Origin of the sequence: Pseudarthrobacter raffinosi (assembly GCF_023913735.1) — a bacterium.
In the GTDB taxonomy this organism is placed as follows: Bacteria; Actinomycetota; Actinomycetes; order Actinomycetales; family Micrococcaceae; genus Arthrobacter; species Arthrobacter raffinosi.
Window position 1 is genome coordinate 90,989 of sequence record NZ_JAMXBH010000005.1, and the last position, 16,736, is coordinate 107,724.

The 16,736-nt window shown below is 65.4% G+C and carries 14 protein-coding genes and 1 pseudogene; 5 read left to right on the forward strand and 10 right to left on the reverse strand.

Features of this window, described 5'->3' with window-relative positions; genetic code table 11:
* Positions 1-107: 107 nt before the first annotated feature.
* Positions 108-314, reverse strand: a pseudogene (locus NG698_RS05990) (SOS response-associated peptidase family protein); the annotation flags it as partial.
* Positions 315-364: 50 nt separating this feature from the next.
* Positions 365-1,042: a TetR/AcrR family transcriptional regulator gene (locus NG698_RS05995; RefSeq protein WP_252608797.1), complete on the reverse strand. Its 678-nt coding sequence runs from the start codon at positions 1,040-1,042 to the stop codon at positions 365-367.
* A gap of 229 nt (positions 1,043-1,271) precedes the next feature.
* Here NG698_RS05995 and NG698_RS06000 point away from each other — a divergent pair, with 229 nt between their 5' ends.
* The 5 genes from NG698_RS06000 to atzF all read left to right on the forward strand — a co-directional run bounded on the left by NG698_RS06000 (position 1,272) and on the right by atzF (position 10,020).
* The gene (locus tag NG698_RS06000; RefSeq protein WP_252608799.1) at positions 1,272-2,789 is read left to right on the forward strand and encodes an amino acid permease; all 1,518 of its coding nucleotides are present in this window, start codon (positions 1,272-1,274) and stop codon (positions 2,787-2,789) included.
* Positions 2,790-2,871: 82 nt separating this feature from the next.
* Positions 2,872-3,747 carry an urea amidolyase associated protein UAAP1 gene (locus tag NG698_RS06005; RefSeq protein WP_252608801.1) on the forward strand — a complete coding sequence of 292 codons (876 nt, stop codon included), beginning with the start codon at positions 2,872-2,874 and terminating at the stop codon, positions 3,745-3,747.
* Positions 3,744-4,427: an urea amidolyase associated protein UAAP2 gene (locus tag NG698_RS06010; RefSeq protein WP_252608803.1), complete on the forward strand. Its 684-nt coding sequence runs from the start codon at positions 3,744-3,746 to the stop codon at positions 4,425-4,427. The genes NG698_RS06005 and NG698_RS06010 overlap by 4 nt, the downstream gene beginning before the upstream one ends.
* Positions 4,424-8,167 (forward strand): urea carboxylase, encoded by a 3,744-nt coding sequence (gene uca, locus NG698_RS06015; RefSeq protein WP_252608805.1) that lies wholly within the window; start codon positions 4,424-4,426, stop codon positions 8,165-8,167. Before NG698_RS06010 ends, uca begins: the two co-directional genes overlap by 4 nt.
* A complete protein-coding gene (atzF, locus tag NG698_RS06020; protein WP_252608807.1) occupies positions 8,164-10,020 on the forward strand; it encodes an allophanate hydrolase in 1,857 nt (618 codons plus the stop codon). Before uca ends, atzF begins: the two co-directional genes overlap by 4 nt.
* Positions 10,021-10,429: 409 nt before the next feature.
* Here the strand turns inward: atzF and NG698_RS06025 are convergent, their stop codons facing one another.
* The 8 genes from NG698_RS06025 to NG698_RS06060 all read right to left on the reverse strand — a co-directional run bounded on the left by NG698_RS06025 (position 10,430) and on the right by NG698_RS06060 (position 16,690).
* Entirely contained in the window at positions 10,430-10,750 is a 321-nt protein-coding gene (locus tag NG698_RS06025; RefSeq protein WP_252608809.1) for a hypothetical protein, read from the reverse strand.
* A 516-nt stretch (positions 10,751-11,266) separates the two neighbouring features.
* Positions 11,267-12,034, reverse strand: coding sequence for an amino acid ABC transporter ATP-binding protein (locus tag NG698_RS06030; RefSeq protein WP_305887088.1), 768 nt, complete (start codon positions 12,032-12,034; stop codon positions 11,267-11,269).
* Positions 12,031-12,990 (reverse strand): amino acid ABC transporter permease, encoded by a 960-nt coding sequence (locus tag NG698_RS06035; protein ID WP_252608916.1) that lies wholly within the window; start codon positions 12,988-12,990, stop codon positions 12,031-12,033. The genes NG698_RS06030 and NG698_RS06035 overlap by 4 nt, the downstream gene beginning before the upstream one ends.
* A 30-nt stretch (positions 12,991-13,020) precedes the next feature.
* Positions 13,021-13,923, reverse strand: coding sequence for an ABC transporter substrate-binding protein (locus tag NG698_RS06040; protein ID WP_252608811.1), 903 nt, complete (start codon positions 13,921-13,923; stop codon positions 13,021-13,023).
* Positions 13,924-14,181: 258 nt separating this feature from the next.
* Positions 14,182-15,129: a 2-hydroxyacid dehydrogenase gene (locus NG698_RS06045; RefSeq protein ID WP_252608814.1), complete on the reverse strand. Its 948-nt coding sequence runs from the start codon at positions 15,127-15,129 to the stop codon at positions 14,182-14,184.
* A 45-nt stretch (positions 15,130-15,174) separates the two neighbouring features.
* On the reverse strand, positions 15,175-15,510 hold the full coding sequence (locus tag NG698_RS06050; RefSeq protein WP_056346835.1) for a cupin domain-containing protein: 336 nt from the start codon (positions 15,508-15,510) through the stop codon (positions 15,175-15,177).
* A 62-nt stretch (positions 15,511-15,572) separates the two neighbouring features.
* Positions 15,573-16,286 carry a hypothetical protein gene (locus NG698_RS06055; RefSeq protein ID WP_252608816.1) on the reverse strand — a complete coding sequence of 238 codons (714 nt, stop codon included), beginning with the start codon at positions 16,284-16,286 and terminating at the stop codon, positions 15,573-15,575.
* A complete protein-coding gene (locus NG698_RS06060; RefSeq protein WP_308293018.1) occupies positions 16,283-16,690 on the reverse strand; it encodes a GNAT family N-acetyltransferase in 408 nt (135 codons plus the stop codon). The genes NG698_RS06055 and NG698_RS06060 overlap by 4 nt, the downstream gene beginning before the upstream one ends.
* Between the last annotated feature and the right edge of the window lie 46 nt (positions 16,691-16,736).

Below are 16,736 nucleotides of genomic sequence, written 5' to 3' on the forward strand. Positions count from 1 at the left end.
CGAAGGCAATCTTCGCCGAGGCTCTCCCGTCAGGTACAGGTAACGCCTTCGATGAGCAGCACCGGACTCCAGCTCACTGTTGTCCGACGACCCAGGAGATCACCGAATATGTCCTTGGCCCAGGACGGCACCAGGCCCCAGCGGGCAACGAGCAGGTGCCGGTCAATCGCCCCGTCCTCAAGCCGCTCGGCAAAAATCGGCACGCCCTGGGTGGGCACCACGTTCCAGCTCGGCGCCGGCGGAGTCCCCTCCACCTCGTTGGCATAAGTGCGATTGCTAAGTTGTTTGGCGGTGAACGAAAGCGCAGTTCGCATTGGCGGTTTGTGTTGAAGATCCTGGGTTGCGGTGTTGTTTGCGGCCTTTTCTAGGCTTTGAAATCCGAGATGAGTTTCGCACTCCGTGCCCGGATTGGGGCTAGATGTTCGCCAATGCCGCTGAGCACAATGCCGGCGTCGGCCGCCTGGAGCGCGGATTCCGGGATGGACAGCCCGTCTGCGCGGAGGCTGATTAGGGTCTCCACGAGTCGAAAGGCCAGATCTCCGTTCTGGCCGGTGGCGGTCCAGTCGTTCTCGGGGAGTGCTGCCCCCAGGCGTTGGTACAGTCCCCGGAGTTCCCGTCTGTCTTTAGTGAAGCTGTGGAACCGTTCGCTGCGTGATTCCGGGAGGTTGTAGAGCACGCCGACGTTCCAGCGGGCATTGCACAGTTGGGTTCCGTCAAACAACGCGACGGCGTGGAGCCGGGCACCAGCCGATACGGGGTCGCGATCGCCGTCGGCCCCCGCGCAGATGCCGCGGGCAAAACCGAGGCCGCTGGATACTGTGCCCGCGAGCAGCACCTCAAGAATGTCGTCCTTGGTCTTGAAGTGGTGGTACAGCGAGGACTGGCGGATCCCCACGGCCTCCGCGATGGACCGCGTCGACGTGGTGGCATAGCCCTGGATGGTAAAGAGTTCGGCGGCGGCGTCGAGGATTTCTTCACGTGCGGTGGCTCCCGGGCGGGAGGGTTGCTGATTACGGGGGCGTCCGGGGCCGGTTGTTGTCACTGCATTATTCTTGCACTCCGGGCGCACCATCTGCTGCCGCCTCGGTGGCGGTGAGGAGCCCGAAATGTGGTGGAAATGAACCGTCAATCAACTCTTTACAACGGGGAAACGAGTTCGGGATCGCGGCCTGTAAAACTATCAATTGACCGGTATTCCGCAGCGCCGGCACCACAGCGCTGCTTGTGCCGGAAAGCTTTGTCCCAACGCCGTCCCAGCCCCGGAGATCCCGATGACATCCACTGTTCTTCCCAGATCCGCGCAGGCGGATGATGCAGACCTTACGTCTCTTGGCTACCAGCCGTCCCTGCACCGCAAGCTCGGCCGCTATGCTTCATTCGCGGCAGGCTTCTCCTTCGTGTCCATCCTGACCACCATCTTCCAGCTCTTCGCGTTCGGCTACTCCTTTGCCGGACCGGCCTTTTTCTGGACCTGGCCAGTGGTCCTGCTCGGCCAGCTTCTTGTGGCCCTGAATTTTGCAGAGCTTGCCGCCCGCTACCCGCTCTCCGGCGCCGTGTATCAGTGGGCGCGGCGTGTGGGCGGCGAAACGGTTGGCTGGTTTGCCGGCTGGTTCATGGCGCTGGCTCAGGTTGTCACAGCTGCCGCTGCGGCCATTGCCCTGCAGGTGGTCCTTCCCCAGCTCTGGGGCGGCTTTCAGCTGGTTGGTGGCGACGCCGCACTGAACACTGTCTCGGGTGCCGCGAACGCCGCGGTCCTGGGCGCCATTCTGCTGGTGGTCACCACGGTGATCAACTCCATGGGAGTCAGGCTGATGGCCCACGTGAACTCCGTCGGCGTGACGTGCGAGATCGTCGGCGTCATAGCGGTGGTCCTCGCCCTCATCACGGCCGCCCAGCGCGGACCGGACGTCGTGCTGGACACCGTCGTCCTGCAGGGCTCCGATCTTGGCGCTGTAGGCGCGTTCATGGTTTCGGGCCTGATGGCCGCCTATGTCATGGTGGGCTTCAACTCGGCCGGGGAACTCTCCGAAGAGACAAAGGACCCTCGCCGGACCGCACCCCGCACCATCCTCTCGGCCCTGATCATCTCCGGCATCGGCGGGGCGCTGATGATCATCACCGCGCTGATGGCAGCTCCCAGCCTCGATGACGGCCGGCTCGCCACCGAGGGCCTTCCCTATGTGTTAACTGCCGTCCTCGGGACCTTCTGGGGCAAGGTACTCCTGGTCGACGTGGCCGTGGCTATCTTCGTCTGCACGTTGGCCATTCAGACGGCCGGCTCGCGGCTGGTGTTCTCCATGGCCCGAGACGGCAAGCTTCCCGGCTCGGCACTGCTTTCGGCCGTCCATACTACGCGCGGCACGCCGATGTGGCCCTCCATTGCCATCGGCGCACTGGCTGTCGGCGTTCTGGCGATCAATGTAGGCAATGCGGCGCTGTTCACCACGCTCAGCAGCGTTTGCATCGTGATGGTCTATCTGGCCTACCTCCTGGTCACCGTGCCGCAGCTCCTCAACCGCCTCCGCGGCGACTGGGACCGGGTCGGCGAGACCATGCCGGGGGGGTTGTTTTCGCTGGGGCGGTGGGGTCTGCCGATCAATATCCTCGCCGTGCTGTACGGGGCAGTGATGGTGGTCAACCTCGCCTGGCCACGACCCGAGGTCTACGACCCCTCCGGAGAAAACGGAATCCTCCTCTACTCGGCTCCGCTGATGGTGGGCGTAGTGCTGCTCCTCGGTGTGTGGGTCCGACGCTCCAGCGCCCGGTCGGCCGCACGCTCGGAAGCCTGACCACACAGCAGGACTGCAACGCGCGGTTGCAACATCGGATTGTTACACCACCCCCTGCCACGCCAACACCCCCAGGATTGACATGACATTGACCACTGAAGCACCAGCCACCGCCACCACCGCCGGAGCCCGCGCCCACGCCCGGGAGCAGCATGGAAGCGCCGCGGACACCATGCGGCACATCCCGGCCATGTCCGCCCCGGAGCGGCTCACCGCCGACCTGCCGGACAGTGCCAAGGAGCATCTGAGCTGGGCAGAGTCCGTGGCCTTTGGTCGCTACACCGCACTGACGCTGGCCCGGGGGTCCCGGATCCGGCTCACAGACACCAAGGGTGATGCCTGCGTCCATGTCCTGCTCTACCGGACCGGGGCCCTGCACGAGCGGCTCAACGTCGCAGACACCGTCAAGGTTCCGTGGCAGGCGTACCCCACCGCAGGACACCCGCTGCTCTCCGACGCAGGCCGGCTGATGGCCACCATCGTGGCTGACACCTCCGCCAGCCACGATGCCCTGACAGGTGCCACCACCCTAGTCGGAAACACCACCCGCTACGGAGCCGGAACCGCCCACAGCAGCTCGCCGGCCGGGCGGGAACTGCTCACCCTTGGTGCGCTGAAGCAGGGGCTGGGCGTACGCGACGTGGCGCCATCAATCTCGCTGTTCAAGGGGATCCGGGTGGATCCGGACGGCGGCATCCGGTTCACCGGAGGTGCCGGTCCCGGGGCGGCCGTCGACATCCTGCTGCAGATGGATGCGGTACTACTCCTGGCTAACACGGCCCATCCACTTGATCCGAGGCCCGCTTTTACCGGAACCGCCGTGGATGTCCTCGCCTGGCACGCCCCCGAAGACCTGGACCTGCTCGCCGCGGGCCATCTTGTTGGGCCGCTCATGCCCGAACACCGCCAGGCCCTGAACAACACCGAACACGACCTCACGGCAAGGAACGCACGATGAACACCGCCACCGAAACCCGGGCCCCCGTCAACGCAACCGTTAGCCAGACAGCGCTCGTGGCCGGCACCGTCATCCTGGACGAATACGTGGAAGCGCGCGGGCCCTGGTCCGCCGTCATTGCCGCCGGCGACGTCCTGACCATTGTGGACCTGGAAGGCAACCAGGCAGTGGACTGCCTGCTGTACGCCGCCGAGGACACGTCGGTGAGGTACTCAGCCGCCGTCACCATCGCCGCGCAGCGCTCCATCGTGCTGACCACCGGCTCCGTGCTCCGCTCCGATACCGGCGCCCCGCTGATGACGGTTATGGCTGACGAAGTCGGCGTCCACGACACCATCGGCGGCGCCTGCTCCCAGGAATCCAACACCCTCCGCTATGGCCAGCACACCCGCGAGCAGCACGCCTGCGTCGAGAACTTCCTGATCGAGGGTTCCCGCTGGGGGCTGGACAAGCGCGACCTCGTCTCGAACATTAACTGGTTCATGAATGTCCCGGTTGACCCGGACGGTGCCCTCGGCATCGTGGACGGCCTCTCCGCCCGGGGCAAACGCGTGGCCCTTCGGGCGGACATCGACACTCTGGTTCTGGTCTCTAACTGCCCGCAGATCAACAACCCGTGCAACGGCTTCAACCCCACCCCCGTCCGTATGATCGTCACCCGGCCGGAGGCTGCCCTGTGAACCGCTTCGACACCCTGCTCATTGCCAACCGCGGGGAAATCGCGTGCCGCATCATCGAATCCGCGCGGAAGATCGGCCTGCGCACGGTGGCCGTGTACTCCGAAGCGGACCGCGGCGCCCGCCACGTCCGGCTCGCCGATGAGGCCGTGCTCTTGGGCCCGGCACCGGCCAAGGAATCGTACCTGCGCGTCGAGGCGCTGCTGTCGGCCGCTGCGGCAACCGGGGCGGGAGCCATCCACCCCGGCTACGGCTTCCTCTCCGAGGATGCCGGCTTCGCCGAGGCAGTCGAGGCAGCCGGGCTGGTCTTCGTCGGTCCCACCCCGGAGCAGCTCAGAATCTTCGGCACCAAGCACACGGCACGGGATGCCGCCCGCGCTGCCGGCGTCCCGATGATCGCCGGCTCCGGCCTCCTCGCAGGCGTGGACGAGGCCGTACTGGCAGCCCGGGACATCGGCTTCCCGCTGATGCTCAAGGCCACCGGCGGCGGCGGCGGAATCGGGATGACCGTCTGCCGCACCGAGGACGAACTCACCGAGAGCTACCCCCGCGTCGCGCGGCTGGCGGATGCAAGCTTCAGCACGGCCGGCGTCTTCGCCGAGCGGTACGTCGAGCAGGCACGGCACGTGGAAGTGCAGATCTTCGGCGACGGCGAAGGCAGGGTTGTGAGCCTCGGGGACAGGGACTGCTCGCTCCAGCGCCGGCACCAGAAAGTCGTGGAAGAGGCACCCGCCCCGGACCTTCCCGAATCCCTCCGCGACGAACTGCACCGCAGTTCGCGGGCGCTCTGCGCATCTCTGGACTATCGCTCGGCCGGGACCGTGGAATTCGTCTATGACCCGGTCCGCGAGCACGCCTCGTTCCTCGAAGTCAACGCCCGGCTTCAGGTGGAGCATCCCGTCACCGAAGCCATTACGGGTGTGGACCTGGTCGAGTGGATGCTCCGCCTTGCCCAAGGCGGCACCGAAGCAAACTCGGTGCTGGGCGGCCGGCCGGACAGCATTCCCGTGACCGGCTACGCCGTGGAAGCCCGCCTTTATGCCGAAGATCCGGCCCGCAACTTCCAGCCCAGTTCAGGGACCGTGACAAACGCCGTCTACCCCGCAGCCGACGGCGTGCGCGTGGACGCATGGGTGGAAACGGGCAGTGAGGTATCCACCAACTACGACCCCCTCCTTGCCAAGATCATCACCACAGGCGCCGACCGGCACCAGGCCTTCGACAGGCTCGGTGATGCGCTGAAGAACACCCGGATCGACGGCATCGAAACCAACCTCGGAATGCTCCGCGCAGTAACCGGACTGGACGCGGTCCGGAGCGCGGAACATTTCACTGGAACCCTGGATGAGCTGGGTGACCCGGAACCCCGGATCACCGTGGAAAGGCCTGGGCTGCAGACTTCGGTCCAGGACTGGCCCGGACGGGTGGGCCTGTGGCAGGTCGGTGTCCCGCCCAGCGGTCCTATGGACGACCTCTCTTTCCGGCTCGGCAACGAGGCGCTGGGCAACGCGGAGGGCGCGCCCGGGCTTGAGTTCACCATGACCGGCCCCTGCCTGCGCTTCAGCCACAGCACCACCGTGTGCGTCACCGGCGCGGACGTGGTGGCTACCGTGGACGGTACCGAGATTTCCGCTTGGGAACCAGTGACGGTGCCCGCTGGAGGCACGCTTGACATCGGCACGGCCGAAGGATCTGGCCTTCGCGGATACATCCTGTTCCAGGGAGGGCTTGACGTGCCCCGGTATCTCGGCAGCGCCTCAACGTTCACCCTGGGCCAGTTCGGCGGCCACGGCGGGCGTGTACTTCGCGCCGGCGATGTCCTGAGGGCAGCGACAGTCGACGGCGACGACGCTCCGGCCGTTGCTTTTGGCGGGTCGGGACTGGCCGGCAGAGTCCCCTTGGACAGCCGGCCTGCGCTGACGTCCGAATGGGAATTGACGGTAGTCGAAGGACCGCATGGCGCGCCGGAGTTCTTCCAGCGCGAGGACATCGAGGACCTGTATTCGGCCAGCTATGAGGTGCACTTCAACTCTGCCCGGACCGGTGTGCGCCTGATCGGCCCTAAACCCCGATGGGCGCGGGAAGATGGCGGCGAAGCCGGGTTGCACCCCTCAAACATCCACGACACCGCCTATTCCGTGGGAGCCCTGGATTTCACTGGCGACACCCCCATTCTGCTGGGTCCGGACGGTCCCAGCCTGGGCGGCTTCGTCTGCCCGGTCACCGTGGTGAGCGCCGACCGTTGGAAGCTGGGCCAGCTACGTCCCGGTGATACTGTGCGCTTCGTGCCAGTGGAAGCCAGCCGGGCGCCGTCGACCAAGGATCTGGGTCCCGCCCGGCAGTTGGTGCTGCCCGGCGATCACGACTGGGCATCCGGGGCGGTGTCGGCCCCCGGTCTCCGTCGAGGAGACGGCGACGACGGCGTGCTGGGACGGGTGCCCCAAGCCCCGGGCCGGCCTGCTGTCACGTATCGCCGCTCGGGGGACGACAACCTGCTGGTTGAATATGGCGACATGGTCCTTGATCTCAGCCTGCGGGCCCGTGTGCATGCCCTGCACCAGCACATTGAAGGGCTCCGCTTGCCGGGGATCGTTGACCTCACCCCCGGCATCCGTTCCCTGCAGATCAAGGTCGACCCTTCGGTGCTTCCGACCCCGAAGCTGTTGGGCCTGGTGCAGGAAGTCGAGGCTGCCCTGCCGGCAAGTTCAGAGCTGGTGGTGCCCAGCCGCACCGTCCGTCTTCCGCTGTCCTGGGATGACCCGGCCACGCGCGAAGCCATCCAGCGCTACATGGCCGGTGTCCGGGATGACGCTCCCTGGTGCCCGTGGAATATCGAATTCATCAGGCGCATCAACGGCCTGGACTCTGTGGACGAGGTCTTTGACACGGTCTTCAACGCCGAATACCTGGTCCTCGGCCTTGGCGATGTCTACCTTGGCGCCCCGGTAGCTACACCGCTGGACCCCCGCCACCGTCTGGTGACCACCAAGTACAACCCCGCCCGGACCTGGACACCGGAAAATGCCGTGGGAATCGGCGGTGCGTACATGTGCATTTACGGGATGGAAGGCCCTGGTGGATACCAGTTCGTGGGCCGTACCACCCAAGTGTGGTCCCGTTACGCCGATTCCGCGCCGTTCGAGGCCGGTTCGCCCTGGCTGCTGCGGTTCTTTGACCGCATCTCCTGGTACCCGGTCAGCCCCGAAGAACTGTTGGACCTGCGGGCCGACATGGCCGCGGGCCGGGGCCACGGAGTGGAGATCGAGGAGGGCACCTTCTCCTTGGCGGACCATGAGGACTTCCTTGCCCGGAACAGCGACTCGATCGAGGTGTTCCGCGCGAAGCAGGCGGCAGCGTTCACCGTCGAACGCCAAGCGTGGGCCGACGCTGGTGAGTTTGACCGCGCCGACGCAGCAGCCGCCGTTATTCCGATCGCCGAAGAGCTGGTGGTTCCCGAGGGAGGAACGCTGGTTGCCGCGCCTTTCGCCGCGAGCGTGTGGAAGGTGGATGTGGCTCCCGGTGACCGGGTCGCCAAAGACCAGCCGCTGGTTTCGCTGGAGGCCATGAAAATGGAAACGGTGTTGGTTGCCCCGTGCGACGGCGTGGTCCAGCAGGTCCTGCCTGTGGCAGGTTCCCAGGTGGTGCAAGGCGAGGCCCTCGTGGTCATTGCACCACCGGCGGACCAGAACGCAACCGGGCACTCCGACGTGGTTAGCGACGAACTGGAAGAGGCTGCAGCATGAGCACCGTACCCGTAAGCCGATGCGCCACCGAGCGTGTGCGAGCAGCACTGGCCGCCATCGACGCCGTCGACAGGCCGGAAATCTGGATTGCGCTGCGCCCGGCGGATCAACTTCTGGCCGAGGCCGGCCGTATCGACACTGCAGTGGCCGCCGGCGCGGACCTCCCTCTGGCCGGAATGCTCCTTGCCGTGAAGAACAACGTTGACGTGGCGGGGATCAGCACCACGGCGGCATGCCCCGGGTTCGCCTACATGCCGGAGCAGGACGCCGAGGCCGTAGCCCGGCTGCGGGCGGCCGGGGCCGTGGTTCTCGGCGCCACCAACCTGGACCAGTTCGCCACCGGGCTGGTAGGGACGCGAAGCCCGCACGGAGCCGTCCGCGATTCCCGCCGACCCGACCATATTTCCGGCGGTTCCAGTTCAGGCTCCGCCGTCGCAGTGGCCCTGGGGCTCGCCGATGTTGCGATCGGCACGGACACCGCCGGCTCGGGACGGGTACCCGCCGGACTTCAGGGGATTGTGGGCATCAAGGCCACACTCAACGTGGTTTCCACCGCCGGAGTAGTTCCGGCATGCCGCTCGTGGGACGCCGTCACTGTGTTCGCCCGGGACCTGGCGACAGCCGAACTGGCCATGGGAATCATGGCAGGGAACGCACGAACCTGGCCGTCGGACGCCAAGCTTGCCGCACCGGCCCGGCCACGAGTTGCCTATCCATCGGCCTTGCCGGAACTTCCGCAAGATTGGGCTGATGAATTCGGCCGCCAGATTGCCAGGCTTCAGGCTTCGGGAGTTGATGCGGAGCCCATCGAGTTCGACGACTTCCTTGAGGGCGCGCGTCTGCTTTATGACGGCGGTCTGGTGGCTGAGCGCTATGCCGCCGTCGGAGCATTTGTTGCCTCCGCTACCGCTGACTCCGGCAATTCTGACGGGTTGGATCCCACCGTGGCCGGAATTGTCCTCCGGGCTGGCGAGGTCCCTGCCCACCGGTACGTTTCGGACACCGGCAGGCTCAACGACCTCAAGAGCCAGGCAATGGCGCATTTGCGGGGCTTCGATGCACTGATCGTCCCCACAGCACCTTTCCACCCGAGCCTCTCGGACGTCGCCCGCGACCCTGTCGGAGTGAACTCGAAGATGGGGACTTACACCAATTTCTGCAATCTCTTCGACCTGTGCGCTGTCGCCATACCGGCCGGGGAATTGGACGGCTTCCAGTTCGGGCTCACCGTTGTCGGGCGAACGTTCGAGGATGCGGTTGCCGCTGACATCGCCCGCAGAATCGAAACAACGCCTGCCCCACCGGCCCAGTTCGCGGCCGGAGCCGTCCAGGCGCCCCCGGCCGGCCCCCGGAAACCATGGCCGGTGCGGGCGGGCGCCTCCGCTGAGCCGCTCGTCGTGGTTGGGGCACATCGACGAGGGCAGCCCCTGTCCCACGAACTCGAAACCTTAGGTGCCGCCTGGGACGGGGATGTGCGTACGGCGGCCTGCTACCGCATGGTCGCACTGGACACCCAGCCACCGAAACCCGGGGTGTACCGGTCAGAGAACGGGGCGGAGCTCGTGGCAGAGCGCTGGCTGCTGCCGGAAGCGGCGCTGGGACGGTTCCTGGCCGCGCTGCCCGAGCCAATGCTCCTGGGTTCCGTTCGTCTGGCAGACGGTACTCGCGCTGTCGGCTTCGCCTGCGACGCTGTGGCTGCCTCCACTGGCCAGGACATTACAAGCTACGGCGACTGGATCGCTGCAATGGCGGCCGGATTGGAGGGCCCAGGGCAAGACGCCCGCGGTAGCCTCCGGGACTCGCTCCTGACCGGGTTCACCCGGGGTCGCGAGTCAAACACCACACGCGGCTAGCAGTGGCTGCAATCCTCGGATTACAGGAACCTTGAGGCCAGCCCACAGATCACAAACCCATATTCAGATTCCCCAGCTCTGACAGGGGTGGAATGAAACGATCAGAAGAAGATAACCAGCTGGTGGCCACAAATTAGTTTCAGATCTTGCCTTAGCCGCCCGGTGAATCGTCCAACGAACCCGGCGGGCGATGCGGAGCGCCAATATTGGTGGCTGCTCCCCGGTGACGCCGCATACGCGATACCGGAAAATGCCCAGTTAGAGGGCGGAGTGATTCAGTCTCCGGCCGTCGGTTCGTCCAACTCCGTCTGATTGCTCCGATATGGAGATTTGCCCAAACCTAAACGACAGGACGCTCTCCGACGTCTCACGCGCCACTGTCTACCGCGAGCTCCAACGCGCGCAACATTTAGCGCTGCGAAAATGTGGGATCAGAGGTGCCAGCGACGGTGCTTTGCCCGGAGCCGCGAAAGCGCTCGGGCACCGTGTCGTTCAGTGAGAAGGGGCCCCACGCGTCGCTCTTGGGCAGGGTCTCGTCGATTTCATGCCACCGCTCCCATGCCGCTTGGCGCGTGACCCCGAGAGCGGTGGCGATCTCTGCCCAGGACAGGCCCGCCTTCCGTGCGTACTTCACGGTCGTGAGTTCGGTGTGGTCGCACGTCTGGCGGACCTGCTGGATAGCCCTCAGGGTGGCGATTACCTCCGCCTTCCAGCTCTGTGGGCTCGACATGGACGCTCCCGTGGATCGAGGCCCCTTCATTGCCCTATGGACGGTTGGCCCGCCGCTGTATCTCGCCATAACGTCAGCGTGTCCTTACGACGGCAACCTGTCAAGGCACCTTGGCAAGGTCCCATAAGATCCAGCACCGCCCGAGTGTGGAGCGCCCGGTAAGGATCGGCTTAGGTGCACCAGGGCTGCCATTTAGCGCTGCAAAAACACCGCCACTTACCACTGCGATTCACAGCAATTGGGCCAATTTCCCCGCCCACGCACTCTTGCCGGACCCGGAAGGCCCAGCAATGCCGACTATCCTGATGCCACCAACGGCCGATGCACTCAGCACGGCGTTCCGGATGGCCTCCAAAGTGTTGTTCACGCGACAATCCTTCGTGCCAATTGGATCCAGCTCTCTGGCTGACCGGCCAGCGCTGTTAGCGCAGCCGGATAGACCAGCGTTGGTCTTCGCGCCATTCAAAGCTGATCGTCATGCGAACAGCATTCCAGACGCTCTTGGGCGCCGCTCCTTCACAGCACCTTTGAGAGGAACGCCTTGGTCCGGTCCTGCTGGGGATTGCCCAGCAGCTCACGGGGCGGGCCCGCCTCGACCACCACGCCGCCGTCCATAAAGGCGATGGAGTCCGCCACTTCGCGGGCAAAGCCCATCTCGTGGGTCACCACGATCATGGTCATGCCACTCGTGGCCAGTTCCTTCATAACGTCCAGGACCTCACCCACGAGCTCCGGGTCTAGGGCACTGGTCGGTTCGTCGAAGAGCATCAGCTTCGGATCCATGGCCAGGGCCCGGGCGATGGCCACGCGCTGCTGCTGCCCGCCGGACAAGTGCGCCGGGTAGTGATCCGCCTTGTCCCCCAGCCCGACGCGCTCCATCAGCTCCATGGCACGCAGGGTGGCCTTGGCTTTCGGAATGCGTTTGACCCGCATCGGCGCCTGGATGATGTTTTCCAGCGCCGTCATGTGCGGAAACAGGTTGAACCGTTGGAACACCATGCCGATGTCGCGGCGCTGGAGCGCTGCTTCCTTGGGCTTGAGCTCATGAAGCTTGTCGCCCTTTTGCCGGTAACCCACCAGCTGCCCCTCCACGAAGAGCCGGCCGGCGTCGATCTTTTCAAGGTGGTTGATACAGCGCAGGAAAGTGGACTTGCCGGAGCCGCTGGGCCCCACGATGCACAGCACCTCACCGGCCTGCACTTCCAGGCTGATGCTGCGCAGCACGTTGTTGGAACCGAAGCTCTTGGAGATCCGGTCCGCGGTCACCATCGGAGTAGCGCTCATCCTTTGCCTCCCAAATCATTGCCCATTGGCGCAGCAGTCATTGCCGCCGCCCCAGGATCACTTTCCGACGCCGGTCCCGCCTGCCGCCGTCCCGTTCCGCGTGAGAAACGCTTCTCGATGAAGTGCTGCCCCACCATCAGGACAGACGTGAACAGGAGGTACCAGATCGATGCCACGATGAGCAGCGGAACGGGGGTGAAGGTCACCGCGGAGATGCCGCGGGACACCCCGTAGAGGTCGATGCTGAGCGGAATGGCCGCTACGAGCGAGGTGGTTTTGAGCATGGAGATCACCTCATTGCCTGTGGGCGGAATGATGATCTTCATGGCCTGCGGAACCACCACGTAACGCATGGTCTGGCCCCATGACATGGCGAGCGCCGTCGACGCCTCCTCCTGGCCCTCATCCACGGACAGCAGTCCCGCGCGGACAATCTCGGACATGTAGGCGGCCTCATTCAGCGCCAGTCCGATCACCGCGGTGATGTAGAGGTTGGTGAACACGTCGTTGGGAATGGTGATCCACGGCGTCATGAATGGTATCCCGATGGTGAACACGGGGTAGATGAGCGCCACGATGCCCCAGAACACCAGCTGGACGTAGACCGGGGTCCCGCGGAAGATCCACAGGTACAGCCAGGCGATGCTCTTGACCACCGGGTTCGGCGAGAGCCGCATGATGGCCAGAAGGAGCCCCAGGACGATAGCGCCGATCATGGCGTAAATGGTGAGCGTCAGGGTCACCCAGGCCGCCTGGCTGATCCGGCGGTCGAAGAGGTACTTGCCCACCTCCGCCCAGCCGTAGTCGGGCCGCTGCGACGCATCCACGATGAACAGCGCCAGCAGGAACACCAGGACGACGGCGATCGAGATCCGCCAGGGGTGGCGCAGGGGAACGGCCACAATGGCGTCCCCCTGCGCTTGAGTTCCGCCGGTTGCGGGGTTGGGCCGCGCCACGGCGGCATGTTTGGGAAGAGTCACGGCTGGTTACTTGGCCGACGACGCCACGTTGAGCGCCGCCGTCTTCACGCCGCCGCTTTCCACGCCCCATTTGGACAGGATCCTGTTGTAGGTGCCGTCGTCGATCAGGGCCTGCAGCGCCTTCTGCAGCACCGGGGTGAACGCGCTCCCCTTGTCCACCGGAATCCCGTAGGGCGCCACTTCAAAGGCATCCCCCGCGGTCTGCAGCTTCTCCTTTGTCTGCGAGATCGCGTAGAGGGTCACCGGCGAGTCCGCACTCATGGCGTCCACCTGGCCCACCACCAGGGCGTTGGTGGCCTGGTCCTGCGCGTCGTACTTGAAGATCTCAATCGCGGGTTTGCCCGCATCCGTGCACGCCTTGGACTTGGCCGGCACCTCGTGGGTGTCCTCATAGGTGGTGGCCTGGACGGCAACCTTCAGGCCGCAGGCGTTGTCCGGGTCCACGGTCTTGCCCTTCGGCGCCGCCCACTGGATGCCCGCCGAGTAGTAGTTCACAAAATCCACCTGCTTTTCGCGTTCCAGGGTGTCGGTGAACGACGACATGCCCATGTCGTCCTTGCCCGCCTTGACGGACGGCAGAATGTTGTCGAACGTGCCGATATCAAAGTTGACCTTCAGCCCGAGCGAGGCACCCAACGCATTGGTGAGGTCCACCGACCAGCCGGCCGGGGCGCCGTTGCCATCCTTGAATTCGTTGGGCGGGTAATTGTTGGCCATGCCCACGTTCAGGACGCCCGCGGATTTCATTTTCTCCGGCAGCAAAGCCGCAAGTTCCTCATTCTTCTGGACTGCGGTGTCCGCGGAAGCAGACGCTTTATCCGCCGCCGCCGGCGCGCTGTTGTCCACACAACCCGAAAGCATGAGTGCTGTTGCAGCGGTCAGGGCAGGGATTAGATAGCGGTTGCGCATTGGATCCTTAAGTGGTTGAAGATAAAGGTCCGGCACCGCGAAAAATGTGCGATTCCTCGGGATTGCGAAATCAGTGAGGAATTCAGTGGGGCGGCATGGCACCCGTCAATCGGACCGCATTCCGTAAGTCACGGATAGCTTCCGGGCCTCTGGCCTTCAACTCGGAGATAGTGGATGCGCCTACCAGCGCCATGCTAGGCGCAATTCGTTGGAGAAAAGGCCTGGACACGGCTCGCCCCCGGAATGCGCAGGCCGCCGCTAACGCCCAGCAAGCCCGCCCAGCACCACGTTCACCGGCTCCTGCCCGGCCTGCAACAAACCGATTTGCTTCCGGATCAGCCGCGCCACCCGCGGCAGCATGGCCGAGCTGGCCCCGCCCACGTGCGGGGTGATGAGGACACCGGGCACGGTCCACAGGGGATGATCGCGCGGCAGCGGTTCCGGATCCGTCACGTCCAGGGCGGCCCGGAGCCTGCCGGACGACGTCTCGCGCAGCAATGCCTCGGTATCGGCCACCGGCCCGCGGGCCACGTTCACCAGCAGTGCGCCGTCCGGCATCGCCGCCAGGAACCGGGCGTCAACCAGGTGCCGGGTCTGCTCGCTCAGGGGAACACTGACCACCACAATGTCGTGGAGCGGCAGTTGCTCATACAGGGAATCAATCCCGTGGATCCTGCCGCCCTCATCGTCGCGGCCGCGGCTGGCCAGCCGCGTCACCTCGGTCTCGAACGGCAGCAGCCGGGCCTCAACCGCCTTCCCCACTCCCCCATAACCCACCAGGAGCACCCGCCTGTCGGCCAGGCTAGGGCGCTCGCGGTGGTCCCAGGTTCCCGTCGCCGAATTCCGCACAAAGTCCGGGATCCCCCGCTGGCTGGCGATGATCATGCCCAACGCAAGTTCCGCCGTCGACGTCTCATGCACTCCCGCCGCGTTGGCGAAAAGGCACCCCGCGGGCAGCACCGCCTCGACGCCGTCGTAACCGATCAGCTGGCTCTGCACCAGGCCGACGCCCACGGAGTCCAGCGCAGCCAGCGCCCCCACCCCGCCCATGTAGGGCGGCACCACAATGTCGAACTGCTCCGCCGGCGCCGGGCCGGTCAGGTCCCACAGGAAGAGTTCGACGCCGGCGGACGGCTCGAGTGCGTCCACCAGGTTCTGGCTGGGCAGACTCACCCGTAGTTTCGGTGATGCGGGCAAACCGGACATGGGTGCTCCTTCTCTCGACTTTCCTGCCAGTTAACCAGCCCAGCGCTACCGGTCGGTCTTGACCACCGTGAACAGCACCGCCGAGTCCTCTTCCGCTTCCAGGCTGTGCAGCCCGTCCGGCACGATCAGCAGGTCTCCGGCTTTGCCCTGCCACGACTCCCCGCCAGCCCTCAGCCAGACCGATCCCTTCAGCACGTAGACCGTTGCCTCGCCGGGGTTCTGGTGCTCGCTGAGCTGCGTGCCGGCACGGAAGGCCATGACGGTCTGGCGCAGTTTCTTCTCATGCCCGCCGAACGCTGTATCGGCTGCCCGCCCGCTCGGTGCCGCAACAGCGGCAGCGATCTGCTGACGGGCCAAAGCCTCAATCGATATCTTTTGCATGACGCAACCGTACCTACGATTGACGGCGTTGCCGAGGGCCGTTCACTCACCGTCCTGCGGTGCTACCCGTGCGTGACGGCAGCCCCCAGAAGCCCGAACAGCGTTCCGGCCGCCAGGGCAATGAGGGCGCGCCTCCGCGTGGGATACAGCCAGCGCACTGCAAAAACAGCCACCGTGAGAATCAACCCGTTCACCACGCTCATGGTGACCGCCAACCATTCGGTACCGGTGGACACCCCGAAGCCTCCACCGCTGCAGCCGCTGATCCCGCACCAGGCAAGACCCGCCACGAGCCACTGCGGAAAGCTCAGCAGGACAGCGAGGGGCACGGTCCACCAGAGGTGCCGAACGTTCCGGGTGACCCCGTGAATTGTCACCCCCGGAACCTGAGGCATAGCGAGAGGCCTGGCGGCTGGAACCGGCTTCCGGATGCTCAGGACCATCCACCGGAAGAGCGCTGCGTTGACCACCGCAAGGGCGAGGAATCCCAGGTAGTGGATAACCGTCGTCGGCCTCAACCCACCCTGCGGCGGCGGACCCGACGAATCAAGGAGGAAGACCACGGCGAAATACGCCGCCGAAACGGGCAGCGTCAGAACCACCACGGCCAGCCACAGCCGCTCCCGGAACACGGCATCCAGCCCCGTTTCGAAGGAACCGGTGACGAGCGAAGCCCCGACAGCGGCAACCGTCACCGCCAGATAAACGGCGACGGCGATCCTGGCCCAGCGCGGTAGCAACCCCTTATCCGGTAAGGATCCTGTCCGCATAGTCATGACCGGGCCCTCGCCGGACGGACCATGCGGATTTTGGGCAGCTCTTCCCACTCGGGTGGCAGCTGGCCGCGCGTGCCGTCAGGGCGAAAGCCGTGTTTGAGGTAGAAGGCCTGCGCCCGGGGATTGTTCTCCAGCACCCAGAGATAAGCCGGACTCTCACCGATGGCCGCGCTCAGCAACGCGGCCCCCAGCCCGCTTCCGTGCGTCCGCCGGAGTGTGTACAGCGAATACAGTTCCAGCGCCTCCGGGCCGTCCTCATCCCGTGCGGGACCCGAGTCGGCGAGACCCACCACTTCATGGTTGGCGTCCACGGCAATGATCCGCGGGTCGCTGCCGGCCAGGAATGGTCGATACTGTGCATCGCGCCCATGTGATCCAGGCCCGGCAGGACGCGGACGTCCCACCCGGCTTTGGTCAGGGACGCTTGATGCCTCGCCAGGGGCTCCCCGA

What these genes read in the sequence shown, in the direction of transcription:
- NG698_RS06000 (WP_252608799.1), top strand. Translation starts at nt 1,272, where the DNA reads ATGACATCCACTGTTCTTCCCAGATCCGCGCAGGCGGATGATGCAGAC.
- NG698_RS06005 (WP_252608801.1), top strand. Translation starts at nt 2,872, where the DNA reads ATGACATTGACCACTGAAGCACCAGCCACCGCCACCACCGCCGGAGCC.
- NG698_RS06010 (WP_252608803.1), top strand. Translation starts at nt 3,744, where the DNA reads ATGAACACCGCCACCGAAACCCGGGCCCCCGTCAACGCAACCGTTAGC.
- atzF (WP_252608807.1), top strand. Translation starts at nt 8,164, where the DNA reads ATGAGCACCGTACCCGTAAGCCGATGCGCCACCGAGCGTGTGCGAGCA.
- NG698_RS06025 (WP_252608809.1), bottom strand. Translation starts at nt 10,750, where the DNA reads ATGTCGAGCCCACAGAGCTGGAAGGCGGAGGTAATCGCCACCCTGAGG.
- NG698_RS06030 (WP_305887088.1), bottom strand. Translation starts at nt 12,034, where the DNA reads ATGAGCGCTACTCCGATGGTGACCGCGGACCGGATCTCCAAGAGCTTC.
- NG698_RS06040 (WP_252608811.1), bottom strand. Translation starts at nt 13,923, where the DNA reads ATGCGCAACCGCTATCTAATCCCTGCCCTGACCGCTGCAACAGCACTC.
- NG698_RS06045 (WP_252608814.1), bottom strand. Translation starts at nt 15,129, where the DNA reads ATGTCCGGTTTGCCCGCATCACCGAAACTACGGGTGAGTCTGCCCAGC.
- NG698_RS06050 (WP_056346835.1), bottom strand. Translation starts at nt 15,510, where the DNA reads ATGCAAAAGATATCGATTGAGGCTTTGGCCCGTCAGCAGATCGCTGCC.
- NG698_RS06055 (WP_252608816.1), bottom strand. Translation starts at nt 16,286, where the DNA reads ATGACTATGCGGACAGGATCCTTACCGGATAAGGGGTTGCTACCGCGC.